Origin of the sequence: Rhodococcus sp. JS3073 (genome assembly GCF_026810085.1) — a bacterium.
Lineage (GTDB): Bacteria > Actinomycetota > Actinomycetes > Mycobacteriales > Mycobacteriaceae > Rhodococcus_F > Rhodococcus_F wratislaviensis.
This window is the reverse complement of record NZ_CP113951.1, coordinates 5,426,865-5,450,605: the sequence shown is the minus strand read 5'-3', so window position 1 is coordinate 5,450,605 and position 23,741 is coordinate 5,426,865. Positions and strand designations below refer to the sequence as shown.

The window sequence follows — 23,741 nt, the reverse complement described above, 5'->3', positions numbered from 1 at the left end:
CGGGTGGCTACGCCACCTTCACCAGCATCTTCCCGACGTTTCCGCCGCGCATGAGCTGCAGGAACGCGTCGACCGAGTTCTCGATGCCGTCGACAATGGTCTCGTCGTGAACCACGTCGCCGGACGCGAGCCACGGTCCCATCTTGGCGGCGAACTCGGGGAAGACGTGCGTGTAGTTGCCGAGGGTGAAGCCCTCGAGGGTGAGGCCGCGGCTGATGATGTTCACCATGTTGTCGGGGCCCGGCGTGCGCTCGGTGGCGTTGTACGCGGAGATGGCGCCGCACAGGGCGGCTCGTCCGCCGTTCCGCATGACGTCGAGTGCGGCCTCGAGGTGGTCGCCGCCGACGTTGTCGAAGTAGACGTCGATGCCGTCACCGGCGAGCCCGCGAAGCTGTTCGCGCACCGGTGCCTGCTTGTAGTCGAAGGCGGCGTCGTATCCGTAGCGGTCGGTGAGCAGCGCGACCTTCTCCGCGGACCCGGCGGATCCGATGACGCGCGACGCGCCCTCGAGTCGGGCGATCTGCCCGGCGGCGGTCCCCACCGCACCCGCGGCGCCGGAGATGAACACGGAGTCGCCGGCCTTCAGGTGGGCGATGTGCACGAGTCCGACGTAGGCCGTGAGCCCGGTCAGTCCGAGAATCCCCAAATAGGCCGAGATCGACACTCCCGGAATCTCTTCGACGACGCGGAACGCCGAGGCGTCACCCTGCGCGACGTCCCGCCACCCGAGGTCGTGCACCACCACCGAACCGACCGGATACGTGGCTGCGGTGGATTCGACGACCCGGCCGACAGCTCCGCCGGTCATCGTCTCGCCCAGCGCGAACGGCGGAATGTACGACTTCACGTCGTTCATCCGGCCGCGCATGTAGGGGTCTACCGACACGAACTCGTTGGCCACGCGCACCTGGTCGGGCCCGAGGTCGGGCAGTTCGACGGTGGCGGTGCGGAAGTCGTCCTGGGTGGGCCAGCCCACCGGCCGGTTGATCAGCTGAATCTGGGTGCTCGACGTCATGGTGTTCCTTTCGATCCTTCTGAGGTCACAGCGCCAGTCCGAGCGCGAGGAGGACTACGGCGAGCAGCGGAAGTGTTCCCTGCGTGATCGCCGCGCGAGCCTTGTCGGGCGACGACAGCAGGAGCACGAGCGCTGCGAGCAGCATGGATCCTGCGCCGGCGAAGATCAGGGCCGAACCGACGGCGGTCGCGCCGATGATCACGGCGACGATGCCGACTGCCGTCACGATCGCCAGGAAGAGGTTGTAGAAGCCCTGGTTGAAGGCAAGCTCCTTGGTGGCGCCGGCTTCTTCGGCACTGGTCCCGAACGTCGCGCGGGTGCGTGGCGCGGTCCAGAGGACGGACTCGAGCACGAAGATGTACACGTGCAGCGCACTGGCGAGTGCGGCAAGAACAAGACCCGCGGCGACCATACGAAACTCCTCCTCGTTCTGAACTGACCATTTCAATATATACTGAAATGGTCGTTTCACAACCAGGAGTGAGGATCGTCATGCCGCGCACGCAGGATTTCGACACGGCCGAAGTGGTCGGCCGCGCCCGCGACCTGTTCTGGGACAAGGGCTTCGAAGCCACATCGATACCCGACCTCGAGCGCGTAACCGGCTTGAATCGGTCGAGCCTGTACAACGCGTTCACCAGCAAACGCGGACTTTTCGACGCCGCCGTGCACGACTACCTGGACCGGGTCGTTCGCCCCCGGCTCCGCATCCTGACCGACGAGCCCACTCGCCCCGACGCCGCCGTGCGCTACTACCGCAGCCTCGCCGGCGCCCTCGCGTCCCTGCCCGACGAAACCCCCGGACGCGGCTGCCTCCTGCTCAACAGTGCCGCCGGTTTCGCCGCCCACGACGACACCCAACGGTCCGTCGTCGACGCATACCAGCGAGAACTGTCCGGGGCGCTCACCCACGCACTCCAGGCGCACGACCCGGACGCGTCGACCGCCACCCTGGCACACCGGACCCGGCTCCTGACGTCACTGTCCGTCAGCGCGCTCCTGCTGTCGCGGGTCAACCGGGACGAGGCCGTGGCAGTCGCGAACACCGCCGTCGAGCAACTGGAGGAATGGCGCCGCACGTGAGTGGCAAGGAGTGCCCCGACACGCTTTGCCACTCACGTGCGCTACCGCTGCCCGCCGACCCAGTCCGCCATCACGTCCGCCAGCGCCTCGGCGCCGCGGTTGCAGTCGTCCGCCTCGGCGAACTCGTCGGGCGAGTGGGACACGCCGGTGGGGTTGCGGACGAACATCATCGCGGTGGGCACCCTGGCCGACAGGATCCCGGCGTCGTGCCCGGCCGCGGTCGGGAGGACGGGAATGTCACCGAGGTGGGCGAGTGAGCGGCGCAGTCGTTCCCGGGTGGAGTGCGGGAACTCGACGATCGGCGTGACGGATTCGGCGTCGACCTCGAGTCCGATGCCGTCGGCGGCCGCGTAGGCCTGCGCCTCGGCGGTGATCTGCTGCACCAGCTTCGTCAGCGTCTCCTCGTCGGCGGCCCGGGCGTCGAGCCACGCCCGCACCTCCGACGGAATGGCGTTGGCACCGTTGGGAAGTACCCGTATCTTGCCGAACGTCGCGACCGCCTCGTGCAGCGTCGCAGCGGTCCGGGCCGTGTGAACGGAGGACGCGAACGCGAGCATCGGGTCGCGACGGTCGACGAGTCGGGTGGCGCCGGCGTGGTTGGCCTCCCCGGAGAACACGAACTGCCACCGGCCGTGTGGCCAGATCGAGGAGGCCACGGCAATGGGGCTGTCGATCAGGTCGAGGGCGCGCCCCTGCTCGACGTGCAACTCGACGTACACGCCGACGCGGTCGACGAGGTCGGGGTCCTCGCCGAGATGGTGCGGGTCACGGCCGGCGCCGACCAGGGCCTCGCCGAGGCTGATGCCGTCGTTGTCCCGCAGCGCCAGGGCACGGGCGGGTGCCAGTGCCCCGGTGGACAGTTGCGAGCCGACACAGGCGACACCGAACCGCGCGCCCTCCTCGTCGGAGAACGCCGTCACCGCCACCGGACGCGTCGGCGCGATCCCCCGCCCACGGACGAGGTCGATCGCCGCGAACGCGGACACCACCCCCAGCGGTCCGTCGTAGGCGCCGCCGTCGGGTACCGAGTCGAGGTGCGATCCGGTGACGAAACTGTCGCGGGGGTCGCCGTCCCAGCCCTCGGGCATCCACCATGCCCACAGGTTGCCGTTGCGGTCCTCCTCGACGCTCATTCCGCGCGCCTGCGCGCAGTCCGAGAACCATTCGCGCAGCGTCATGTCGGCGTCGTTCCACGCGAATCTCCGGTAGCCGCGGGTCGACTTGTGCTGTCCCACATCGAGGATGGTCGCCCACAGCGAATCGAAGGAAGTCATGTTCTCGGTCCTCTACTCATAGTTCAGGCTGACAGGCGCTTCGCGCCCGTGCGTGGTTAGCGAGTCCCTGGACTCCTTGAGCACGCACGGGCGGCGGAGCCGCCCTACAGGGCGCCGGGGATCCAGGTGGTTCCGGCGAGGGGCACGCGGGCCATCGCCGACGCCTCGACCGTGAGGGCGACGAGGTCCTCGGGTTCGAGGTTGCGCAGGTGCGACTTGCCGCAGGCGCGGGCGAGGGTCTGCGCTTCCATGGTGAGCACCCGCAGGTAGTTCGCGAGCCGGCGGCCGCCCTCGACGGGGTCGAGGTTCTTCGACAGCTCCGGGTCCTGGGTGGTGATCCCGGCGGGGTCCTTGCCGGCCTGGAAGTCGTCGTAGAACCCGGCCGCGGAACCGAGTTCCTCGTAGTGCTTCGCGTAGCGGGGGCTGTTGTCGCCCAGCGCGATCAGGGCGGCGGTGCCGATGGCGACGGCGTCCGCCCCGAGGGCCATGGCCTTCGCGACGTCCGCGCCGCTGCGGATCCCCCCGGACACGATGAGCTGGACCTTTCGGTGCACCCCGAGTTCCTGCAGCGCCTGGACCGCCTGCGGGATCGCGGCGAGGGTGGGGATGCCGACGTGCTCGATGAACACGTCCTGCGTGGCGGCGGTGCCGCCCTGCATGCCGTCGACCACGACGACGTCGGCGCCGGCCTTCACGGCGAGCTTCACGTCGTAGTAGGTGCGGGTGGCGCCGACCTTGATGTAGATCGGCTTCTCCCAGTTGGTGATCTCGCGCAGTTCGATGATCTTGATGGCGAGGTCGTCGGGGCCGGTCCAGTCGGGGTGCCTGCACGCCGACCGCTGGTCGACACCCATCGGGAGGGTGCGCATCCCGGCGACGCGTTCGGTGATCTTCTGTCCCAGTAGCATTCCGCCGCCGCCGGGCTTGGCGCCCTGGCCGAGGACGATCTCGATGGCGTCGGCCTTGCGCAGGTCGTCCGGGTTCATCCCGTACCGCGACGGCAGGTACTGGTAGACGAGGTTCTTCGACTGCCCCCGCTCCTCGGGGGTCATGCCGCCGTCACCGGTGGTGGTGGACGTGCCGACCTCGCTGGCGCCGCGGCCGAGGGCCTCCTTCGCCTGCCCGGACAGTGCGCCGAAGCTCATGCCGGCGATGGTGATCGGGATGTCGAGGTGCAGCGGGAACTTGGCGTTGCGGTCGCCGAGCACGACGTTGGTGTCGCACTTCTCGCGGTAGCCCTCGAGCGGGTACCGCGACATCGAGGCGCCGAGGAACAGCAGGTCGTCGAAGTGCGGCAGCTTGCGCTTGGCACCCCACCCGCGGATGTCGTAGATGCCGGTCTCGGCGGCCCGCTGGATCTCGGAGATGACGCCGCGGTCGAACGTCGCCGATTCGCGCAGGGCCGGGTTCGGGGTGTTCATGACGGTTCTCCTAGTACGCGCTGGCGTTGTCGACGTGGAAGTTGTAGAGCTGGCGGGCAGAGCCGTAGCGGGTGAACTCGGACGGGTCGGCGTCGAAACCGGCCCGATCCAGCAGCTCCCGCAGTTCCGTCAGGTGCTCCTCGCGCATCTCCTTCTTGATGCAGTCGGCGCCGAGGGAGGCGACGGTGCCGCGCACGTAGATGCGGGCCTCGTAGAGCGAGTCACCGAGGGCCTCGCCGGCGTCGCCGAGGACGACGAGACGTCCGGCCTGACCCATGAACGCGGACATGTGGCCGATGTTGCCGCCGACGACGATGTCGACGCCCTTCATCGAGATGCCGCAGCGGGCGGCGGCGTTGCCGTCGATCACGAGCAGGCCGCCGTGGGCGGTGGCGCCCGCGGACTGCGACGCATCACCCTTGACGTGCACCGTTCCCGACATCATGTTCTCGGCGACCCCGACCCCGGCGTTGCCGGTGACGGTCACCGTCGCGTGCTGGTTCATGCCGGCGCAGTAGTAGCCGACGTGACCCTCGATGGTGACGTCGATGTCGGAATCCAGGCCGCAGGCCAGTGCGTGCGCGCCCTGCGGGCCGGTGACGGTCACCGTCTTCGGGGCTTCCGGCGAGGTGAGCCGCTCGTTGACGGCACGGGTACTCGACGTCTCCAGGTTCAGGACAGTCGCTTCGGTGGTGGCTACCGGTGCCATACGTACACCTCTTCCGGTTCGGGCTCGAAGATTCGGGCGTTGTCGACGCCGGGCAGGTTCGCCAGGGCGCGGTATTCGGACGCCATCGCGACCCACTGGTCGGTCTCGGCGATGACGGCGGGCTTGCAGGAGATGGCGTCCCGGACCACGGCGAACGAGTCGGCCGTCGAGACGAGCAGGGTGTAGAAGCCGTCGAACGTCTCGTTCAGCATCAGCAGCGCCTTCTCCAGGTCGACGCCCTCGGCGAGTTGCTTGGCGACGAACCGCGCCCCGACCTCGGTGTCGTTGGCGCTGTCGAACAGGACACCGTCACGTTCGAGCTGATGCTTGATGCTCATGTGGTTCGAGAACGAGCCGTTGTGCACGAGGCACTGGTCGGGGCCGACGGAGAACGGGTGCGAACCCTCGGCGGTCACCGCGGATTCGGTGGCCATGCGGGTGTGCGCGACACCCTGCCATCCACTCGCCGACGGCAGCCCGAACCGGTTCGCCAGGTCGATGGGGTTTCCCACGCCCTTGAGGACGGTCAGGTCGTCACCGAAGCCGATGACCCGCGCCGACGGCACCACACTGCGCACGGCAGCCGCGAGATCGGCCGCGCCGACGACGCCGTGCAGGATCGTCGTCGGGTGCAGGTCGATTCCGGTGACGGTGGTGTCGAGGGACGCCGACAGCGTTGCGGCGAGTTCCGCTGCGGGGACGGGGCAGTCGAGCAGCGAGACGGTGGATTCACCGACCGGGGACCAGGCCCGGTCCCCGTAAATCGCCATGCCTGCGGAATCGGGTCCGCGGTCGCACATCTGACCGAGCATGTCGGTGAGCAGGGCGCCGAGTTGTGGGTACAGGGACGGCTCACGCAGGTGAAGTCCGACGATTCCACACATGGATGTCTCCTTTCGGGAGGTCTGTCAGAACGCTGTCAGGTAGTGGTCGAGTTCCCAGGGGGAGACGGTGTTGTGCCAGGCGAAGAACTCCTCGCGCTTGAGTTTCGCGAAGTACTCGGCCACACCGGGGCCTGCGACGTCGAGGGCGCCCGTCACCACCGGATCCGATTCGAGTGCGTCCATCGCGTGCAGCAGCGTCATCGGCAGCATGTCGCTGGGACTGTCGCCGGAGCCGGGGGTGCCCGGGTCGAGATCCCGTTCGATGCCGTCCAGGCCGGCGGCGATGGCGGTGGCCGCGGCGAGGTAGGGGTTGGCCGAGCCGTCGCCGCCGCGCAGTTCCACCCGGTTCCTGTCGGGAACCCGGAGGTAGTGGGTGCGGTCGTTGCCACCGTAGGTGGCGTACCGAGGCGACCAGGTGGCACCGCTGCTCGTCGAGGTGGCGCCGGTCCGCTTGTACGAGTTGACCGTCGGGGCGATCACCCCCTGCAGTGCGCACGCGTGCTCGAGAATTCCCGCGATGAACGCGTACGCCGTCCTCGACAGTCCCAGCCCCTTCGGGTCGTCCCCGTCCGGGAACACCGAACCGGCGTCGTTCCACAGCGACAGGTGCAGGTGCATGCCGGAACCGGTGCGGTCGGAGAAGGGTTTGGGCATGAACGTGGCCTTCATGCCGCGCTTCTCGGCGATCACGGACAGCAGGTACCGGGCCGTGATCACCCGGTCGGCAGTGGTCATGGCGTCGGCGTAGTCGAAGTTCTGCTCGAACTGCCCGTTACCGTCCTCGTGGTCGTTGGCGTAGTTGCCCCACCCGAGGGTGTTCATGGCCGCGGACACCTCGGTCAGATGGTCGTACATCCGGGTGACGTCGCGGGCGTCGTAACAGGGCTGACGGCTGACGTCGGCCGTATCGGCGGTGGTGAGGGCGCCGTCTCCGACGCGGTGGACGAGGAAGTACTCGATCTCCGCGCCGACGTTGACGAACAGGCCGAGATCGGATGCCTTCTTCAGCGTCTCCTTCAGGATCACCCGCGGCGCATACGGCCAGGGCTTTCCCTCCACGTGCGGGTCGCAGTGCACGATCGCCAGCCCGGGCTTCACGAACGGAATCGGTGTGAACGACGAGACATCCGGTACAGCAACGAGATCGGAGTCCTTGGGCTCCTGCCCCATGTGCCCCGCCGCGTACCCGGCGAAGCCCACGCCGTCGTCCTGAAGCTGCTCGACGGCCTCGATCGGGACCAGTTTGGCGCACGGCTTGCCGGACAGCGTCACGAACAGGGCGAGGATGAAGGTGGTTCCGGTGGCCCGGGCCACCTCGGACAAGGTCTGCGGTGGGGTTGTCACGATGTTCTGCGCGGTGAACGCGTCAGCAGTGTCGACAGCCATGGGTAGCTCCTGAACTGGTGGTCTACGGGTGAGGGGGTCTGTGGGTCAGCGCATCTCGCCGGCGCCCTCGTAGGGATGCAGGCTGAAGAGGAGGTCGCCCTCCTCGAAGCGCGAGTAGCGGAAGTCGGACGGCTCGACGTTCGGGAGGCCGGTCTTGCCGTCGTCGAGGAGCATGTCGGCGACGAGGCGGCCGACCGCGGGCGAGATCTTGAAACCGTGACCGGAGAACCCGGTGGCCAGGAACAGTCCGTCGACCGGCGCGGGTCCGATGATCGGGTTGTAGTCGGGTGTCACGTCGTACGCGCCGACATAGCTCGAGGTGATCCGCGGGTCGGGCATGTCGGGCAGACGGTTCCCGAGCTTGCCGATGTTCTTCTCGATGGTGCTGTCGTCTGCGCGGTTGCTGTACTTGTCGGGGTCGATGTACTCGGGTGCGGCGTGGTCGCTGTTGCCGACGAGCAGTTCCCCGTTCGGCTCGCGGCAGATATATTGCAGTCCCGCGAGGTCCGACAGCACCGGCACCTCCGGAGTCGGAACGCCCTGATCGATCAGGACGAGCTGCGCCCGTTGGGCTTTCACCGGGATGTCGACGCCGACACCGGCGCCGAGTTCGGGGGCCCACGGACCGGTCGCGAGGATCACCTGCTCGGCATGCACCTCGTCGCCGTTCGTGAGCGTCACCCCGTAGATGCGGCCGTCCGCGTTCTGCAGCAGCGACGCCACCGGCGTGCTCTGGCGGATCGTGACACCCAGCTTGCGCGCCGACGCACCGAACGCCATGCCGGCCATGTACGCCTCACCACGACCACCGAGTGGCTCGTAGACGAAGGCGGCGAAGTCGTCGAGGTGCAGCCCCGGCCACAGTTCGGCCATCTTGTCGTGGCCGATGTAGTCGACGTCGATACCGAGTCCCTGCATCATCGCGACGTTCGCCTTCAGCGGGTCGATGTTGTTCTCACCGACGCCGACGACGTATCCGCACTGGCGGAACGCCATGTCGTCGCCGAAGATCTCCGTGGCCCGGGTGAAGATGTCGACGCCGTACCACGACATCGCCGCCAGCGACGGCGTCCCGTAGTGGCACCGGACCACGCCGCTGGACTTCCCGGTCATGCCCGAGCACAAGGTGTCACGCTCGAGGACCAGGACATCAGTCTCTCCGCGGTCCGCGAGCGACCACGCGATGGCGAGACCTTCGAGTCCCCCACCGACGATCACGAACTTTGCTGTCTGTGTCACGTTGCTTCCTTCATTCGGCCGGATGATCGGGCGCTGTCGGCTTGGGTAGCGGTTCGTTTCACCTCATGAATCGCTGTTGTTCACTATGAAACAGTTCTACTATGTCGATCGTGTTACGGCAACGTTGTTGGTGCATCACCAAATCACTCCGTTCAGACCCTCTTTCGATAACGATCCTCGCGCTGATCTGCACGTTTCCGGCCTTGCCAGATTGATTTACGCCATCGAAATATGTCGTGTGGTTTCCTGTTGCTACTCCTCGTTTCATGTCGAGGAGGTCGCGGATCCACTCACCACGCCTTCAGGGAGAACCCATGACCACGACCGACAAGCCCACCGCCGTCCCGTTCCGCGTCACCGCCGGATTCCACGAGAACCTGCCGCAGATGCCGGTGTCGGAGTACCCGGGCACCAAGGGATACATCGACGACGTCTTCGCCAACCCGGACGGCTCGGAGATGTCGGCCGGCTACTTCGAACTCCAGCGCACCGACGCCCCACTCGACTACTACTACGCCTACGACGAGATGAAGGTCGTCCTCGAAGGGGAGTTCACCCTCGAGAACCTCGACACCGGCCAGGTCGAGGTGGCGAAGGCGAAGGATGCGATCTTCTTCCCCAGAGGCTCGCGTATCCGCTTCACCACCCCCGACCGCGCACTGGCCTACTTCGTCGGCCACCGTTCCTTCGCGCCCTGATCCGCGATGGCGGTCTCGATGAGGTCGACGAGCGTCCCACGGTGGCGATCCGATTACTCGGCCGTCGACGACCTCGCAGCGGGCGCTGTCGTCACCCGCTACGTACTGGTCGCGGAGCGTTCGGTCAGCGCGCAGGCGACACGCGAGCTGTCCGAGCGGGTCGCCCCGGTGCCGACTCACGCGGTGACCGTCGACGACGTGGCCGGATCCGGGTTCGGCGGGCTCGACGACCTGCTGTCCGAGGCGCGCATCGGATGGCGGTTCGTCGTGGCGGGCTCCGAGCGGACGGTGGGGGCGATACGCACTCGGCTCATCTCCGCGGGCGCGGTGCCCGCGGAGATCGCCGCGGTGATCACCGACCCCGGCGCCCCGGCGCGCGACGTGTTCTGCGCGCACTGCCACACGACGTCGTCCTCGGTGCCGGTCGCCATCGGCGGCCGGACACCGTGCGCGGGGTGTTCCGCCGAACTCACCGTCTACTACCACTACTCCCGGCGCCACAGCGCCTACCTGGGATATCGAGCCGACTCGGAGGAAATGCCATGACCACGGCCCTCGAAACAGTTGCTGGCGAGAGCATTACCGGAGGACTGACCCTGACGGTGCGCGAGGCACGATTGCTGTGCCCGGGCATCCGTCACATCGTCCTCGCGGACCCGGCGCGCCGCACCCTGCCGTCGTTCACCCCGGGCAGCAACATCGCGGTCAACTGGGCCGAGGGTCGGCAGAACTCGTACTCGCTCACCGGCCCCTCGATCGAGCCGGACCACTATGCGATCTCGGTCCGGCTCGACGAGAACGGCCACGGCGGTTCGCGCTGGGTCCACGACCTCCAGCCGGATCAGCGCGTCCGCGTGAGCCTTCCGCGCAGCGCATTCGCTCCCGTGCTCAATGCTCGACACCACTTGCTGGTCGCGGGCGGAATCGGTGTCACGCCGATCCTGTCGCACGTGCGGGCGGCCCTCGAGTGGGGTCGTTCGTTCGAAGTGATCTACTCCTTCCGCGATCAGTCGGGAGCGCACGCCGACGAATTGGCTGCGCTGTGCGGCGACCGGATGACCACGGTCTCCACGCCCGGAGAACTCGCGGACCGCCTGATCCCGAAACTGGCGGACCAACCGCTCGGCACCCACGTGTACACGTGCGGTCCGGCGCCGATGATCGCGGCGGTGGCCGAGTGGGCCCGCGACTGCGGCTGGCCGCCGGGGCGCGTGCACTCGGAAGCGTTCGGGGCGGGCCCGCTGCCCGAGGGGGCGCCCTTCGCCGCCACGCTCGGGCGCACCGGGATGATCGTGCCCGTGCCCTCGGGAACCAGCCTCCTCGAGGCGTTGCTGGACAAGGGAATCAACGTCCCGAACCTCTGCCGGCAGGGTGTGTGCGGCGAATGCCGGCTGTCGGTTCGCGGCGGCGAGATCGAACACCGCGACCTCTTCCTCACGGACGAGGAGAAGGCCTCGGGAGATTCGATCATGCCGTGCGTATCACGTTCCGCAGGAGACCGATTGGAGCTGGATCTGTGACATCGATCGACTCGCGTGCCGACCACATCACGCGCTTTCCCTTCCCCTTCCCCCGCGACCGGTACCGCTACAGCACCAACGTCGAACCGGCCGGACACCGCACCGACACCGTGGCCGGCAGCTGGGGTGATACCCGCATCGCCATCGACGCCGACTACCACCGGGAACTGGCTGAGCGCGAGCGAATCCTGGCCGAGGATCCGTCGCGGCACCAGTGCCTGTCCCACATGGTCCCCGCCGCCTGGGACGCGATGCTCACACTGATGCGCATGCTCGCCGACGAATACCCCGGCACCATGACCCTCGAACGGCGCGCGGACGGGTGGTTCTGGAAGAACGACCTTCTCGGGATCGAGCACGCCTTCGTGTTCGGGGATCTCGATACGTTGCCGGCGCCACCGCTGATGTACATCTGCGGCCAGATCCAGGAGGACGTCGTGCTCCTCGATCAACGTGAGGGCGAATTGTGGGGCGACGCCGGGCTGGTGACGTTCGCGGCGGACTGGTCCTTCGGATTCGACGTGGGCATGAGCTTCCTCGAGATCCACGGCCCCGTCCCCCGCGTCCACAGCGAGAAGATCATCACCCGCGCACACAACTTCCTGATGCGGCTCGAGCCCGGCCAGAGCTATCGGCGCACCAATTGGACGTTGACCGTCGACGGCAAGCTCGACACGTCGACCGAGACCTACCCGGAGTGGGGGAAGGACCGGCGCACCCTCGCCGACGGTCCGCTGAACGAGGTCGGGGACCGCCTGTTCCTGAGAACCGAAGTGCAGCATCTGATCCGGCTCTCCCACTCCGGCGTCGTCATGTTCCTGATCCGGACGTATCTGCTTCCGCTGCGGGACGTCGCGTCCGTTCCGGAGTGGGGCGGGCGTCTGTACCGGGTGCTCGAGGACCTCCCGGTGGACATGGCCGAATACAAGGGCATCAGCCGTACCCGGGAACCTGCCCTGAGATGGCTGCTGACTCATGGGAATGTGGAACCGTGACGCTGGCCGACAGGCGGCCGCGGCAGGCAGCGCCCCAGAGCGATCAGGCTCTCGACCTCGTTCTCGCCACGGTCTCCGTGATCGCCCGCGACGGCCTGCGCGGGCTGACGACCCAGGCTGTCGCCCGGGAGTCCGGTGTCTCGATCGAGGGCGTCCTGCGCAGCGTCGGGTCGACGGACGCCCTCGTCGACGCCGCACTCCGTTACGCACTGGACAAGAGTGCGAGTGTCTTCGCCGACATCGCCGCCGGATCGTCGCTCGACCACTTCGTCGAACACCTCACCGACCTCGTCGCCCGCGACCCCGACCTCCAGGTGTTCCAGTACGAGCTGATGCTCGAGTCCCGGCGGACCCCACGCCTCGACCCGCACGTGAAACTGCTGTACGCCACGTATATCGAGGCGACGTCCCAGGCGCTGACCCGCCTGGGCATCACCGCCGACGAAGACCTGACCCTGCTGGTGTACTCGGCGATCGAGGGATTCATCATGCACCAGCTCGTCGCGAAGGATCGTCCCGCGACCGAGCGCGCGATCGAGCGGCTACGCCGAATCCTGTCGACCGCGAGGTAACCCCCACGTGAGTGGCAAAGTGTGCCCCGGCACGCTTTGCCACTCACGTGCGGTCGAAGACCTCCGCCAGCACGACCGACGCCGGCCCGGACACGCGGACCGACCCCTGCTCGACGAGGAGGCAGTCGCCGGGCTCGACGGGGCCGAGGTGCGTCGTCAGCCGCCCACCGAGGACCAGGACGAGGACGGACAGCCGCCCGCCTGCGTTCACATCCTGCGCCGCTCCGATGTCGACGATGTCCACGGAGGCCGCGGCGGTGGACCTGTGCACCATGACGTTGAACGCCTCGGTCGGTCCGTCCGCCACACACTCGGGCCCGCGCTCACCGGCGAAGGCCGTCGGACTCAGCCGCGGAACCACGGTCGGGGCGTCGCCGAAGTCGAGCGACACGGGATGGTCGCCGATCACCGTGAATATCCGATCCACCCCGGGGAACGGCGAGAACGTCGACGACGCCTCGAGGGTCGCGACGCTGAAACGCCACCGGGACACGGCACCGGCGGCGATCTCCGCCGTCGTACCGGCGCCGTTGGCCCACGGGGTGATCAGACGGTCCGAGCGCCGGATGATGCGGGCCTCGCGAACTGTGATCACACATTCTCCTCACTGACATCGTCTACTGTCACGATACATTGTTAATTCAGGAAACAAACGGTGCGCACGCCCAAATCGGTTACGTATTCGTCACGTGGCGAACCATTTCCGCAATCTATTCTTTGGTTCACTGTGGCTAGACATTGATTCCCAACGGCGGACATAACGAGTGTCCCGCCATCCTCGATCAAGGTGGACGACTATGAACGAAGCAGTCGCTGCGGCCGACACCGCCTGGATTTTGGCGGCCTTCACGGCAGTGAGCCTCATGGTGCCGGGCCTGGCCATGTTTTACGGCGGAATGGTCAGCGTGCGCAACACGCTCAACATGGCCATGATGACGTTCGGTGCGTTCGCCGTCGTCGGCGTGCTGTGGATCGTGTTCGGCTACTCCGCCGTGCTGGGCAACTCCCTCGGCGGTCTCGGCATCCTGGGCGACCCCCTCGAATTCTTCGGCTCGAGCGCGCTGCTGGAGGCGCCGGCCGAACCCGGACTGCCGCCCGCGCTGGTCTCCGGTTTCCAGCTGTTGTTCGCCGGCATCACCGTGGCACTCATCTCGGGTGCGCTGGCCGACCGGATGAAGTTCGGCGCCTGGATGCTGTTCGCCGGTCTCTGGGCCACGTTCGTCTACTTCCCCGTCGCCCACTGGGTGTTCGCGTTCGACTCCGAGGACGGGTCGGTGATCGGCGGATGGATCGCCAACACGCTCGGCGCCGTCGACTTCGCCGGCGGCACGGCAGTACACATCAACGCTGGCGTTGCCGCTCTCGCCGTCGTCCTGGTTCTCGGGGCCCGCAAGACGTTCCCCGTCTCGCCGCGCCCGCACAGCCTTCCCCTGACCATGCTCGGAGCCGGCATCCTGTTCTTCGGTTGGTTCGGGTTCAACGGCGGCTCGGCGCTGTCCGCCGGTAACAGCGCGTCCGTCGTCATCCTCAACACCGTCGCCGCGTCGTGTGCAGGCATCTGCGCGTGGCTGGCCGTCGAGAAACTGTGGGAAGGCCACGCCACGTCGCTGGGCGCCGCGTCGGGTCTGATCGCGGCACTGGTCGCCATCACACCGGCCTGTGGCGCCGTCTCCCCCCTCGGCGCACTGGTCGTCGGAGGCGCCGCCGGCGCGGTCTGCTGCTTCGCGGTCTCCTGGAAGTACCGGCTCGGCTACGACGACGCACTCGACGTCGTCGGCGTGCACCTGGTCGGCGGCGTCCTCGGCACCGTTCTGATCGGATTCCTCGCAGATCCGGCCGCCCCCAGCGGCGCAGCGGGACTCTTCTACGGCGGCGGCGTCGACGTGCTGTGGCGCCAATGTGTCGCCGTGGCAGCCGTTCTCGTCTACTCCTTCGTCGTCACGCTGGTGATCGCCCTGGCACTGAAGAAGTTCATGGGCATCCGCGCCGACCAGGAAAGCGAATACGACGGTCTCGACGTGGCCGTTCACGGCGAGACGGCCTACGTGCTCGACGCCGTCGGCCTCACTGGCGCGTCCAAGCACGGCACCGACGCGGTGCTCGGTGCAGAAGCAATCACGACCAGGGCGGCGGACCCCGCCAAGGCCTGACCCAGCGTCCGACACAGGCAGTGGCCCTGACCCGCAGCACTCCGCGGGGCAGGGCCACTCTCGCGTCCCCGGCTAGGTCAGGCTCTGGACCAGATTCCGAAGCCTCGCGCTGTAGTTGTTCGGCTGGGCGGAAAGGAACTGGCTCAGCACGATCAGGTCGAATTCCTCCATGGCGGACGAATCTGCAGAAATCGCGGCATGATTCGCTACTTCGTGCTCCAGAAGTTCGACCGACTCCCGCCACCCGCGGATCGCGGGTCTTCCGAGTTCCATCTGCGGCTCGAATCGCAGGGGTTCCGCGAGCGGACTTCCGAGGATTTCCTGCAAATGCTCCTCGAGACTCAGGCGCGCCAGTCGGATGATCAGCTGAGATTGCCCTTCGTGCCACTGCATGGTGGCGGGGCGTCCGGGCTGCAGAATCGACGCGACCGACATCGTCGAATCGAACTCCTCCGCGCCAGAGGTAATTCGGGCGGTGCCCGACAGCGGGATCTGCACGACGTAAAAGTCGCCGAGATCGTTCGGGTGCGTCTGCGCGTCGGTGCCGTAGTCGAAATAGTAGACACCGATCGTGCCCGCGGTGGCCAGGTGGACCGGCTCGAGGTGGTCGAAGGGCAGCGCGGTCTTGTCGTCGGACGCTATCTGAACTGTCGCCAGCACCGTAACCACGACCTTTCGAAATCACCCGCCACTCTACGCGCCGGCGCGGGGGTCGAGGAAGGTCGAAATCGCGATTTCGTCGTCAGTCCTCGTGGTGGTCGGGGTAGGCGGTGACGGCGAGGAACCGGATGGGCAACCGCACGAGATCGTTGGGACCGTGCAGGCCTTCACCGTCGAGGAGCAGCGAATCCCCGGGCCGCAGCGTGTACTCGGCCTCGCCGTGCCCGTAGACCATGACGCCTTCGAGCATGTAGAGCAACTCGGTGCCGGCGTGCTGGAACAGCGGAAACGTCTCGCTGGAGTCGGTGAGCGTGACCAGCACCGGCTCGAGCCGCTTGTGCTGGCCACGCAGTGCGCCGAGAAGTTCGTAGTGGTGCCCGACCCGGGTGCCTCGCCCGACGATGACGGCACCGTGGCCCGCCTCGACGTACACGGCGTCGCGGGCGGTGTCGGCACCCCGGAACAGCGAGGTCACGGGCACGTCGAGCCCGGCCGCCAGACGCGCCAGCGTCGACAGACTGCAGGAGGTCTGCGAGTTCTCGATCTTCGACAGCATGGCCTTCGAGATTCCGACCTTGGCCGCCATGTCTCCGACGGAGAGTCCGCTGGCTTTGCGGAGCGACCGGACCTGTCTGGCGATCACCTTCTCGAGGTCGGGCCCGGTAGGCGTGTCGGACGGCACCTCGCGTTCGACGGGCGCGGGGTCTCCCGTGTCGCGGTGGACCTCGGTCTCGGGTCGAGTGGTCACGTCCGCATCGTAACAGCGCCGTTTACTGTCAGGAAACTGCGACTCACTACGCCGGACGGTGAATCGGTGCGCATACGAGCAACAACCATGCGCGTGCGTGCAAGACGACGCCGCGCCCACGCCCGCATGCTTGTGACAGCCATCACAACACCACCGGGAGAGTTGACGCTATGACCGCAGTACACGAGAACGTCAGTGCCACAGGGCTTCCTGATGGAACCGCAACGCAGCTGTTCATCGGCGGACAGTGGCGCCCGGCGTCGGACGGCGGGACGTTCACGGACCTGAACCCGGCCACCGGCCGGCCCCTCGTCGACGTGTCCGCCGGAACCGCGCAGGACATCGACGACGCGGTCCGGGCCGCCCGCACCCAGCTGAACGGTGAATGGGGGTCGCTGCCCGGCGCCGCCCGCGGACGGATCCTGAACAAGGTCGCCGATCTCATCGAACGCGACGGCGAGATCCTGGCCCGGCTCGAGGCCCTCGACGTCAGCAAGCCCGTCAGCCAGCCCACCATGCTCGACATCCCGATGGCCGTCGGCACGTTCCGGCACTTCGCCGGCTGGGCCGACAAGATCACCGGCCAGTCCATCCCGACCGCCGGCTACTTCGGCCGGCCCACCCACTCGTACACCGTCCGCGAACCGGTCGGCGTGATCGGCGCGATCGTCCCCTGGAACACCCCGCTGATGATCTCGGCGTGGAAGATCGCCCCCGCCCTCGCCGCCGGGAACACCCTGGTGGTCAAGCCGCCGGAGGACGCACCGCTGTCGATCCTGCACCTGGCGACGCTGCTGGAGGAGGCCGGACTGCCCGCCGGCACCGTCAACATCGTGCCCGGCCTCGGCGAGGTCACGGGCGACGCGCTCGCCGGCCACCCCGGCGTCGACAAGATCAGCTTCACCGGCAGCCCCCGCGTCGGCCGGATCATCGCCAAGCGCGCCGCCGACACATTCAAGCGCACCACCCTCGAACTGGGCGGCAAATCCCCGCAGATCATCCTCCCCGACGCCGACGTCGAGGCCGCGGTGGGCGGCACCGCGATGGGACTGTTCTTCAACCAGGGCGAGGTCTGCGCCGCGGGCACCCGCATCCTGGTGCACCGGTCGCTGTACTCGCAGGTGGTCGACGGTCTCGCCGCCGCCGCGTCCGCTCAGGTCCTCGGCGACCCGTTCGACCCGGCCACCACCATGGGCGCCCTGGTCAACGCGAAGCAGCGCGACACCGTCCTCGGCTACATCGAGTCCGGACGCAGCGAGGGCGCGCGGGTCGTCGCCGGCGGTGGCCGCCCGGACGGGGACGGGTTCTTCGTCCAGCCGACCATCTTCGCCGACGCGAACAACGACATGACGATCGCGCGGGAGGAGATCTTCGGCCCCGTCGGCACCGTCATCGCGTTCGACAGCACCGACGAGGCTATTGCGATCGCCAACGCCACCGACTACGGGCTCGCCGCCTCCATCTGGACCCGCGACGTCTCCCACGCCCATACCCTCGCCGGCAAGGTCCGCGCCGGAGCGGTCGCGGTGAACGGCTGGGCACCCATCGACCCCGCCCTGCCCTGGGGCGGCATGAAGACCAGCGGCACCGGCCGCGAACTCGGCTGGGCCGGAATCGAAGCCAACACCGAGGAGAAGGTCGTCACTATCATCCTCTGACCCCCACCGCATCGACGTCGTCGGACAGGAGCAGGACTTATGAAGACCCAGGCAGCAGTGCTGTGGGAGCCCGGTCAGCCGTGGCAGATCGAAGAACTGGAACTCGACCCGCCGAAGCACGGTGAAGTACTTCTGCAGTTGGCGGCGTCGGGGATGTGCCACTCGGACGAGCATGTCCGGGACGGCAGTCTGCCGCTCGAGTACTACCCGTTCATCGGTGGCCATGAAGGCGCCGGAATCGTCCTCGAGGTCGGGCCCGGCGTCACCAGCGTCGAGAAGGGCGACCACGTCGCTCTCGGATTCATCCCCGCGTGCGGCCGGTGCCGGCAGTGCGCGACGGGGCAGTCCAGCATCTGCGATCTGGGAGCCCACCTGCTCGAGGGCTGGCAGATCTCGGACGGCACGGCCCGGCATCACGTTCGTGGCAAGGACGCTGCCATCCAGTGCCTGATCGGGACGTTCTCGCCGTACACGGTGGTCAACGAGGCGTCGTGCGTCAAGATCACCAAGGACATTCCGCTCGACAAGGCCGCCCTGGTCGGCTGCGGAGTCACCACCGGCTGGGGGTCGTCGGTGTACGCGGCCGGCGTCCAGGCCGGTGAGACCGTCGTCGTGATCGGCATGGGCGGCGTCGGGTGCGGGGCGGTTCAGGGCGCTTCGCTCGCCGGGGCCCGGCACGTCGTGGTCGTCGACCCGTCGGAGTTCAAGCGGGAGCAGGCCAAGATCTTCGGCGCGACCCACACCGCGGCGAGCATCGACGAGGCGCTCCCCCTCCTCCAGGATCTGACGTGGGGCCAGCTCGCCGACAAGGTGCTCATCACCGTCGCGAATGCGAGTGGCCGCATCATCGCGCCGGCAATGAGCCTGGTGGTCAAGGGCGGCACCTGCGTCCACGTGTCGGTCGGCGACGTCACGCAGAGCGACGTCGACCTGAACCTGTTCGATCTGACGGCGATGCGCAAGACTCTCAAGGGCGCGTGGTTCGGCAACGCGAACATCCGGTTCGACATCCCTCATCTGCTCCGCCTGTATATGGAGGGTCAGCTGAAGCTCGACGAGATGATCACGAGGACATACACACTCGATCAGATAAACGACGGCTACGAGGCGATGCGGAAGGCCGAGAACGTCCGCGGCGTCATCATGTACTCGTAGATCGGCGCTGTCGGGATCGGCGGGGCGCTGCACGCCTCTCCGATCTCGACATGGTTCCCTGTCCCCATGCCGTACGTGTTCCTGATTGCCGCGATCGCCGCCGAGGTCTTCGGAACGAGCCTGCTGAAGTCCACCGAGGGCTTCACGAAGCTCTGGCCGACGGTCGGGTGCCTCGCCGGGTACATTCTCGCGTTCGTGTTCCTGTCGCAGGCGGTCAAGACGGTGCCGGTCGGCATCGCCTACGCCATGTGGTCGGGGCTCGGGACGGCGGCGATCGTCGCGATCGGCGCGGCGTTCCTCGGTGAGCCGCTGACCGCGACGAAGATCTTCGGCCTGGGGCTCGTCGTGTCGGGAGTGGTCGTTCTCAATCTCGGCGGAGCTCATTGATACCGTGGTCGCATGATCGCTGGTGGGGCAGGTACGCGTCGTGCCTAAGCTCGTGGATCACGACGAACGTCGGCGAAGCATCACCGCCGCAGCCTGGCGGTTGATCGCCGCCCGCGGCATCGATGCTGCCAACATGCGCGACATCGCCACCGAGGCCGGGTACACCAACGGCGCCCTGAGCCACTACTTCGCCGGCAAGGACGAGATCCTCCGGACCTCGTACGAGCACATCTCCGAGGCCACCGACCGCCGGATCTCGGAGGCGCTCGGCGACGCGACCGGGCTCGACGCGCTGCGCATCCTCTGCCGCGAAGTGATGCCGATCAACGAGGAGCAACTTCTCGAGGCCCGGATCGCCGCCTCGCTGTGGCCGCGGGCCATGTACGACGAGCAGATGGCCGCCACCAACCGCCGCACCATGGACAATTGGCGCGAACAGATGGCGATCTTCCTCGAGCAGGCGCGCGAGGAGGGCACCGTCGGCGACATCGACGTCACCATCGTGGTCGAGCAGCTTCTCAACATGATGATGGGCATGCAGATTCTGGGTGTCCTCACGCCGGGCGAAACGTCGTCGGAGCGTCAGCTGGAGATGCTCGAGCAGTTCGTCGCCGCACTCTGAGTTTTCCGGAGCTCATCCAAAACCGTTGCTGCGGAATCCGATAGAAAACGGTTTTTGACCGAACGGTCAGTTTGTTCGGGCGCGAAACTCACTGTTTACACGAGGACACCTCGGCTGTAACGTACGTCACTAGGCTTTTTATTCAACACCCGTAGAACCAAAGGATCGCGACATGCCCACCCTTTCCCCTGCGCGTATCGACCACCCGCTGTCGCTGCCGACCGTCGAAGAAATCGCCTCCCTCCGCGAGATCCTCGAGGCCGCCGACGCGCTGACCGAGCAGACGAGATTCGTCTACGTCGGCCTCGAGGAACCGGACAAGTCGACGCTGTACACGGCGGAGGCCCCCGAGACCGATCGCCGATTCCGCGTTCTGCTGCACGACATCTCGTCACCGAACGCAGTGGACGTCGTCGTGTCGGTGACCCAGCGGTCGGTGATCAGCTCGGTGACCCTCGACGCCGCCCGCGACGGTCAGATGCCCGTCCTGGACGAGGAGTTCGAGCTCGTCGAGCAGGTGCTGGCCGCCGACGAACGCTGGCTCGCCGCGCTCGCCGCCCGCGGACTCGACGTCGCCGACGTCCGGGTCGCTCCCCTCTCGGCCGGCGTCTTCGACTACCCCGGGGAGACGGGCACGCGGATCCTCCGGGGGCTCGCGTTCCGACAGGACCACCCGAAGGATCACGCCTGGGCCCACCCGATCGACGGGCTCGTCGGATTCGTCGACGTCATGAACCGGACCGTCACCGACGTCCTCGACCTCGGTGCCGTCCCGGTCCCCGAGGAGTCGGGCAACTTCGACGACCTCGCCGTCACCGGTCCCCTGCGCACCACCCAGAAGCCCATCGAGATCACCCAGCCCGAGGGACCCAGCTTCGTCGTCGACGGCAACCGCGTCGACTGGGAGAAGTGGTCGTTCCGGGTGGGCTTCGACGCCCGCGAGGGTCTCGTGCTCCATCAGCTCGGATTCGCCGACGGCGACCGGGTCCGCCCCATCATCCACCGCGCGTCCATCGCCGAGATGGTGGTGCCCTACGGCGACCCCTCGCCGGTCCGGTCGTGGCAGAACTACTTCGACACCGGCGAGTACATGGTGGGCCGCTACGCGAACGCCCTCGAACTCGGCTGCGACTGCGTCGGCGACATCACCTACTTCGACGCCGTCATCGCCGACGAATTCGGCACTCCCAAGACGCTGAAGAACGCCGTGTGCATGCACGAGGAGGACTTCGGCGTGCTGTGGAAGCACACCGACCTGTGGGCCGGGTCCGCCGAGACCCGCCGCCAGCGCCGTCTCGTCATCTCCTTCTTCACCACGATCGGCAACTACGACTACGGATTCTTCTGGTACCTGTACCTCGACGGCACCATCGAGTTCGAGGTCAAGGCCACCGGCATCGTCTTCACGTCGGGTCACCCGGGCGGCGACTACCCGTACGCCTCGGAGATCGCCCCCGGCCTCGGCGCCCCGTACCACCAGCACCTGTTCAGCGCCCGCCTCGACATGATGATCGACGGCGACCGCAACTCCGTCGAGGAGGTGCAGACCAAGCGGGTGAAGATGGGCCCCGGGAACCTGCACGGAAACGCGTTCACCCTCGAGCGCACCCCGCTGACGAAGGAATCCGAGGCGCAGCGCCTCGCGGACAACAGCGTCGGACGCGTGTGGCACATCAGCAACCCGAACAAGCTGAACCGTCTGGGCAAGCCGGTGGCGTACGCACTCCACCCGGAGGGTCAGCCGATCCTGCTGGCCGACGACGACTCCTCGATCGCGGCCCGGGCGACGTTCGCCACCAAGCACCTCTGGGTCACCCGGTTCGACGAGAAGGAGCGTTACGCGGCAGGGGATTTCGTGAACCAGCACGCGGGCGGCGCCGGACTGCCCAGCTTCGTCGCCGGCGACCGTGATCTGGAGAACGAGGACCTCGTCGTCTGGCACACGTTCGGGCTCACCCACTTCCCGCGACCGGAGGACTGGCCGATCATGCCAGTCGACTACACCGGATTCACGTTGAAGCCCAACGGCTTCTTCGACCGCAACCCCTCTCTCGACGTTCCGCGCACCGTGTCGAAGCACTGCGCGACCGGAGGCGGCAGCTGCCATTCGGACGGGGGATCAGATGTCTGACACCACCACGGGATCGGGAGCCGGCAAGTTACGCGGATCCATCGGCGTCGTCGGGATCGTCTTCCTCGTCATCGCCGCGGCGGCGCCCCTCACCGCGATCGGCGGCGCTCTGCCCGTCATGATCGCTATCGGCAACGGCGCGGGCGCCCCGACCGCGTATCTCATTGCAGCGCTGGTCCTGCTCGTGTTCAGCGTCGGATACGCGGCCATGAGCAGCCACATGGTCGACACCGGCGCCTTCTATGCTTACGTCGCCAAGGGTCTGGGCGAATCCTGCGGACTCGGGGCCGCCGGCCTCGCGCTGCTGACCTACACCGCCATCCAGGCCGCCGTGTACGGCCTGGCCGCCGCGACGATTCAGGGCCTCGTGGTCCAGTACGGCGGACCCGACCTGCCGTGGTGGATGTGGGCGCTGGTGCTCATCGCTCTCGTGGCGGTGCTCGGATACCGCAGCATCGACCTCGGTGCCAAGGTCCTCGGGGTGCTCCTCGTGCTCGAGATCGGCATCATCCTGGCGCTGTCGTTCGGCGTCCTGGTGCGCGGCGGCGCTGCCGGTATCGACTTCGCGTCCTTCACCCCGACGTCGTTCTTCAGCGGATCCCCCGGTGTCGCATTGATGTTCGCGATCGCGTCGTTCATCGGCTTCGAGGCGACCGCGATCTACGGCGAGGAGGCCCGCAACCCCCGCCGCACGATTCCGATCGCGACGTACGCCGCCGTCATCGTCATCGGACTGGTGTATGCGCTGGCGAGCTGGGCCGTGGTGCTGGCGTTCGGCAGCGACAACGTCTCCGCCGCAGCCGCCGCCGATCCTGCCGGGCTGACGTTCGCCGCCGCCGCGCACTTCCTGGGCGGTCCCGCGGCCGACGTCATGGCGATCATGCTCGTCACGAGCCTGTTCGCCGCGCTCCTTGCCTTCCACAACGCCATCTCCCGGTACGTGTTCGCCCTGGCCCGCAAGGGTGCGGCGCCGCGCGCACTGTCCCGCACCCACGCCAAACACGGTTCCCCGCATGTCGGCTCGGTCGCCCAGACGATCTCCGCGACGGTGGTCGTGGGGGTGTTCGCACTCGTCGGCGCGGACCCGGTGCTGGAACTGTTCACCTGGATGGCGGGTCTGGCCACCGTGAGCATCCTGGTGCTGATGGTCCTCACCAGCGTCGCGATCATCGCGTTCTTCGCCCGCACCCGGCTGGACACCCGGATCTGGCACACCCGCATCGCTCCCGTCCTGGGTTGCGTGGGTCTGGTGGCAGTCACCGGATTGGTGCTCGACAACTTCACCACGCTGATCGGCGGGTCTGCACTGCTCGCCGACATCCTGCTGGCCGTAATCGCACTGTTCTTCGTCGCCGGACTGGTCGTCGCCCGGGTCACCAGACAGAACCGGGCCGGCGTCGAGCGTGACCGCGAACTCACTCCCACGATCTGAGT

General features: G+C 67.5%; 24 protein-coding genes. 13 read left to right on the top strand and 11 right to left on the bottom strand.

Going from position 1 to position 23,741, the window contains the following annotated elements; translation table 11 throughout:
- Positions 1-7 precede the first annotated feature (7 nt).
- The gene (locus OYT95_RS24585; RefSeq protein WP_268789372.1) at positions 8-1,015 is read right to left on the bottom strand and encodes an NADP-dependent oxidoreductase; all 1,008 of its coding nucleotides are present in this window, start codon (positions 1,013-1,015) and stop codon (positions 8-10) included.
- Between the two features lie 25 nt (positions 1,016-1,040).
- On the bottom strand, positions 1,041-1,427 hold the full coding sequence (locus OYT95_RS24580) for a DUF1304 domain-containing protein (protein WP_037231168.1): 387 nt from the start codon (positions 1,425-1,427) through the stop codon (positions 1,041-1,043).
- A gap of 80 nt (positions 1,428-1,507) precedes the next feature.
- Here OYT95_RS24580 and OYT95_RS24575 point away from each other — a divergent pair, with 80 nt between their 5' ends.
- Positions 1,508-2,098 (top strand): TetR/AcrR family transcriptional regulator, encoded by a 591-nt coding sequence (locus OYT95_RS24575; RefSeq protein WP_268789371.1) that lies wholly within the window; start codon positions 1,508-1,510, stop codon positions 2,096-2,098.
- A 41-nt stretch (positions 2,099-2,139) separates the two neighbouring features.
- Here OYT95_RS24575 and OYT95_RS24570 read toward each other — a convergent pair whose 3' ends face one another.
- From OYT95_RS24570 to OYT95_RS24545, 6 genes are all read right to left on the bottom strand, one after another.
- On the bottom strand, positions 2,140-3,372 hold the full coding sequence (locus tag OYT95_RS24570; protein ID WP_268789370.1) for an allantoate amidohydrolase: 1,233 nt from the start codon (positions 3,370-3,372) through the stop codon (positions 2,140-2,142).
- A 104-nt stretch (positions 3,373-3,476) separates the two neighbouring features.
- Complete coding sequence (locus OYT95_RS24565) at positions 3,477-4,793, bottom strand: FMN-binding glutamate synthase family protein (protein WP_268789369.1); 1,317 nt, start codon at positions 4,791-4,793, stop codon at positions 3,477-3,479.
- Between the two features lie 10 nt (positions 4,794-4,803).
- Positions 4,804-5,502 (bottom strand): protein glxC, encoded by a 699-nt coding sequence (locus tag OYT95_RS24560; RefSeq protein ID WP_268789368.1) that lies wholly within the window; start codon positions 5,500-5,502, stop codon positions 4,804-4,806.
- Positions 5,490-6,386 carry a class II glutamine amidotransferase gene (locus tag OYT95_RS24555; RefSeq protein ID WP_268789367.1) on the bottom strand — a complete coding sequence of 299 codons (897 nt, stop codon included), beginning with the start codon at positions 6,384-6,386 and terminating at the stop codon, positions 5,490-5,492. The genes OYT95_RS24560 and OYT95_RS24555 overlap by 13 nt, the downstream gene beginning before the upstream one ends.
- A 24-nt stretch (positions 6,387-6,410) precedes the next feature.
- Entirely contained in the window at positions 6,411-7,772 is a 1,362-nt protein-coding gene (gene glnT / locus OYT95_RS24550) for a type III glutamate--ammonia ligase (RefSeq protein WP_268789366.1), read from the bottom strand.
- Positions 7,773-7,817: 45 nt separating this feature from the next.
- Positions 7,818-9,011: an NAD(P)/FAD-dependent oxidoreductase gene (locus OYT95_RS24545; protein WP_268789365.1), complete on the bottom strand. Its 1,194-nt coding sequence runs from the start codon at positions 9,009-9,011 to the stop codon at positions 7,818-7,820.
- Between the two features lie 314 nt (positions 9,012-9,325).
- On the opposite strand from OYT95_RS24545, the gene OYT95_RS24540 reads away from it, so the two are divergent.
- Genes OYT95_RS24540 through OYT95_RS24520 form a run of 5 tightly spaced genes read left to right on the top strand, consistent with a single transcriptional unit; the run spans position 9,326 to position 12,796 of the window.
- On the top strand, positions 9,326-9,709 hold the full coding sequence (locus OYT95_RS24540; RefSeq protein WP_005250830.1) for a cupin domain-containing protein: 384 nt from the start codon (positions 9,326-9,328) through the stop codon (positions 9,707-9,709).
- Between the two features lie 18 nt (positions 9,710-9,727).
- Positions 9,728-10,255 carry a dimethylamine monooxygenase subunit DmmA family protein gene (locus OYT95_RS24535; RefSeq protein ID WP_268789364.1) on the top strand — a complete coding sequence of 176 codons (528 nt, stop codon included), beginning with the start codon at positions 9,728-9,730 and terminating at the stop codon, positions 10,253-10,255.
- Positions 10,252-11,229: a PDR/VanB family oxidoreductase gene (locus OYT95_RS24530; protein ID WP_268789363.1), complete on the top strand. Its 978-nt coding sequence runs from the start codon at positions 10,252-10,254 to the stop codon at positions 11,227-11,229. The genes OYT95_RS24535 and OYT95_RS24530 overlap by 4 nt, the downstream gene beginning before the upstream one ends.
- Positions 11,226-12,224 (top strand): heme-dependent oxidative N-demethylase family protein, encoded by a 999-nt coding sequence (locus OYT95_RS24525; protein ID WP_268789362.1) that lies wholly within the window; start codon positions 11,226-11,228, stop codon positions 12,222-12,224. Before OYT95_RS24530 ends, OYT95_RS24525 begins: the two co-directional genes overlap by 4 nt.
- A complete protein-coding gene (locus OYT95_RS24520; protein ID WP_268789361.1) occupies positions 12,221-12,796 on the top strand; it encodes a TetR/AcrR family transcriptional regulator in 576 nt (191 codons plus the stop codon). The genes OYT95_RS24525 and OYT95_RS24520 overlap by 4 nt, the downstream gene beginning before the upstream one ends.
- A gap of 43 nt (positions 12,797-12,839) precedes the next feature.
- Here OYT95_RS24520 and OYT95_RS24515 read toward each other — a convergent pair whose 3' ends face one another.
- On the bottom strand, positions 12,840-13,391 hold the full coding sequence (locus OYT95_RS24515; RefSeq protein WP_268789360.1) for a HutD/Ves family protein: 552 nt from the start codon (positions 13,389-13,391) through the stop codon (positions 12,840-12,842).
- Positions 13,392-13,593: 202 nt separating this feature from the next.
- Here OYT95_RS24515 and OYT95_RS24510 point away from each other — a divergent pair, with 202 nt between their 5' ends.
- Positions 13,594-14,946: an ammonium transporter gene (locus tag OYT95_RS24510; protein ID WP_268789359.1), complete on the top strand. Its 1,353-nt coding sequence runs from the start codon at positions 13,594-13,596 to the stop codon at positions 14,944-14,946.
- 72 nt (positions 14,947-15,018) lie between these two features.
- Here OYT95_RS24510 and OYT95_RS24505 read toward each other — a convergent pair whose 3' ends face one another.
- Entirely contained in the window at positions 15,019-15,615 is a 597-nt protein-coding gene (locus OYT95_RS24505) for a cupin domain-containing protein (protein WP_328286511.1), read from the bottom strand.
- Between the two features lie 73 nt (positions 15,616-15,688).
- On the bottom strand, positions 15,689-16,354 hold the full coding sequence (locus OYT95_RS24500; RefSeq protein WP_005255983.1) for a helix-turn-helix domain-containing protein: 666 nt from the start codon (positions 16,352-16,354) through the stop codon (positions 15,689-15,691).
- Between the two features lie 170 nt (positions 16,355-16,524).
- On the opposite strand from OYT95_RS24500, the gene styD reads away from it, so the two are divergent.
- The 6 genes from styD (at position 16,525) to OYT95_RS24470 (ending at position 23,739) form a co-directional block, all read left to right on the top strand.
- Complete coding sequence (gene styD, locus OYT95_RS24495) at positions 16,525-18,012, top strand: phenylacetaldehyde dehydrogenase StyD (protein ID WP_268789357.1); 1,488 nt, start codon at positions 16,525-16,527, stop codon at positions 18,010-18,012.
- Positions 18,013-18,051: 39 nt separating this feature from the next.
- The gene (locus OYT95_RS24490) at positions 18,052-19,167 is read left to right on the top strand and encodes an NDMA-dependent alcohol dehydrogenase (protein WP_268789356.1); all 1,116 of its coding nucleotides are present in this window, start codon (positions 18,052-18,054) and stop codon (positions 19,165-19,167) included.
- A gap of 66 nt (positions 19,168-19,233) precedes the next feature.
- The gene (locus OYT95_RS24485; RefSeq protein ID WP_037231140.1) at positions 19,234-19,554 is read left to right on the top strand and encodes a DMT family transporter; all 321 of its coding nucleotides are present in this window, start codon (positions 19,234-19,236) and stop codon (positions 19,552-19,554) included.
- 52 nt (positions 19,555-19,606) lie between these two features.
- Complete coding sequence (locus OYT95_RS24480) at positions 19,607-20,176, top strand: TetR/AcrR family transcriptional regulator (protein ID WP_037231139.1); 570 nt, start codon at positions 19,607-19,609, stop codon at positions 20,174-20,176.
- Between the two features lie 172 nt (positions 20,177-20,348).
- Complete coding sequence (locus OYT95_RS24475) at positions 20,349-22,307, top strand: primary-amine oxidase (RefSeq protein WP_268789355.1); 1,959 nt, start codon at positions 20,349-20,351, stop codon at positions 22,305-22,307.
- Positions 22,300-23,739 (top strand): APC family permease, encoded by a 1,440-nt coding sequence (locus tag OYT95_RS24470; RefSeq protein WP_037231135.1) that lies wholly within the window; start codon positions 22,300-22,302, stop codon positions 23,737-23,739. Before OYT95_RS24475 ends, OYT95_RS24470 begins: the two co-directional genes overlap by 8 nt.
- Positions 23,740-23,741 lie beyond the last annotated feature (2 nt).

Coding starts and splice junctions, on each gene's coding strand:
- OYT95_RS24585 (WP_268789372.1), bottom strand. CDS start 1,015: ATGACGTCGAGCACCCAGATTCAGCTGATCAACCGGCCGGTGGGCTGG.
- OYT95_RS24580 (WP_037231168.1), bottom strand. CDS start 1,427: ATGGTCGCCGCGGGTCTTGTTCTTGCCGCACTCGCCAGTGCGCTGCAC.
- OYT95_RS24575 (WP_268789371.1), top strand. CDS start 1,508: ATGCCGCGCACGCAGGATTTCGACACGGCCGAAGTGGTCGGCCGCGCC.
- OYT95_RS24570 (WP_268789370.1), bottom strand. CDS start 3,372: ATGACTTCCTTCGATTCGCTGTGGGCGACCATCCTCGATGTGGGACAG.
- OYT95_RS24565 (WP_268789369.1), bottom strand. CDS start 4,793: ATGAACACCCCGAACCCGGCCCTGCGCGAATCGGCGACGTTCGACCGC.
- OYT95_RS24560 (WP_268789368.1), bottom strand. CDS start 5,502: ATGGCACCGGTAGCCACCACCGAAGCGACTGTCCTGAACCTGGAGACG.
- OYT95_RS24555 (WP_268789367.1), bottom strand. CDS start 6,386: ATGTGTGGAATCGTCGGACTTCACCTGCGTGAGCCGTCCCTGTACCCA.
- glnT (WP_268789366.1), bottom strand. CDS start 7,772: ATGGCTGTCGACACTGCTGACGCGTTCACCGCGCAGAACATCGTGACA.
- OYT95_RS24540 (WP_005250830.1), top strand. CDS start 9,326: ATGACCACGACCGACAAGCCCACCGCCGTCCCGTTCCGCGTCACCGCC.
- OYT95_RS24535 (WP_268789364.1), top strand. CDS start 9,728: ATGAGGTCGACGAGCGTCCCACGGTGGCGATCCGATTACTCGGCCGTC.
- OYT95_RS24530 (WP_268789363.1), top strand. CDS start 10,252: ATGACCACGGCCCTCGAAACAGTTGCTGGCGAGAGCATTACCGGAGGA.
- OYT95_RS24510 (WP_268789359.1), top strand. CDS start 13,594: ATGAACGAAGCAGTCGCTGCGGCCGACACCGCCTGGATTTTGGCGGCC.
- styD (WP_268789357.1), top strand. CDS start 16,525: ATGACCGCAGTACACGAGAACGTCAGTGCCACAGGGCTTCCTGATGGA.
- OYT95_RS24490 (WP_268789356.1), top strand. CDS start 18,052: ATGAAGACCCAGGCAGCAGTGCTGTGGGAGCCCGGTCAGCCGTGGCAG.
- OYT95_RS24485 (WP_037231140.1), top strand. CDS start 19,234: ATGCCGTACGTGTTCCTGATTGCCGCGATCGCCGCCGAGGTCTTCGGA.
- OYT95_RS24475 (WP_268789355.1), top strand. CDS start 20,349: ATGCCCACCCTTTCCCCTGCGCGTATCGACCACCCGCTGTCGCTGCCG.
- OYT95_RS24470 (WP_037231135.1), top strand. CDS start 22,300: ATGTCTGACACCACCACGGGATCGGGAGCCGGCAAGTTACGCGGATCC.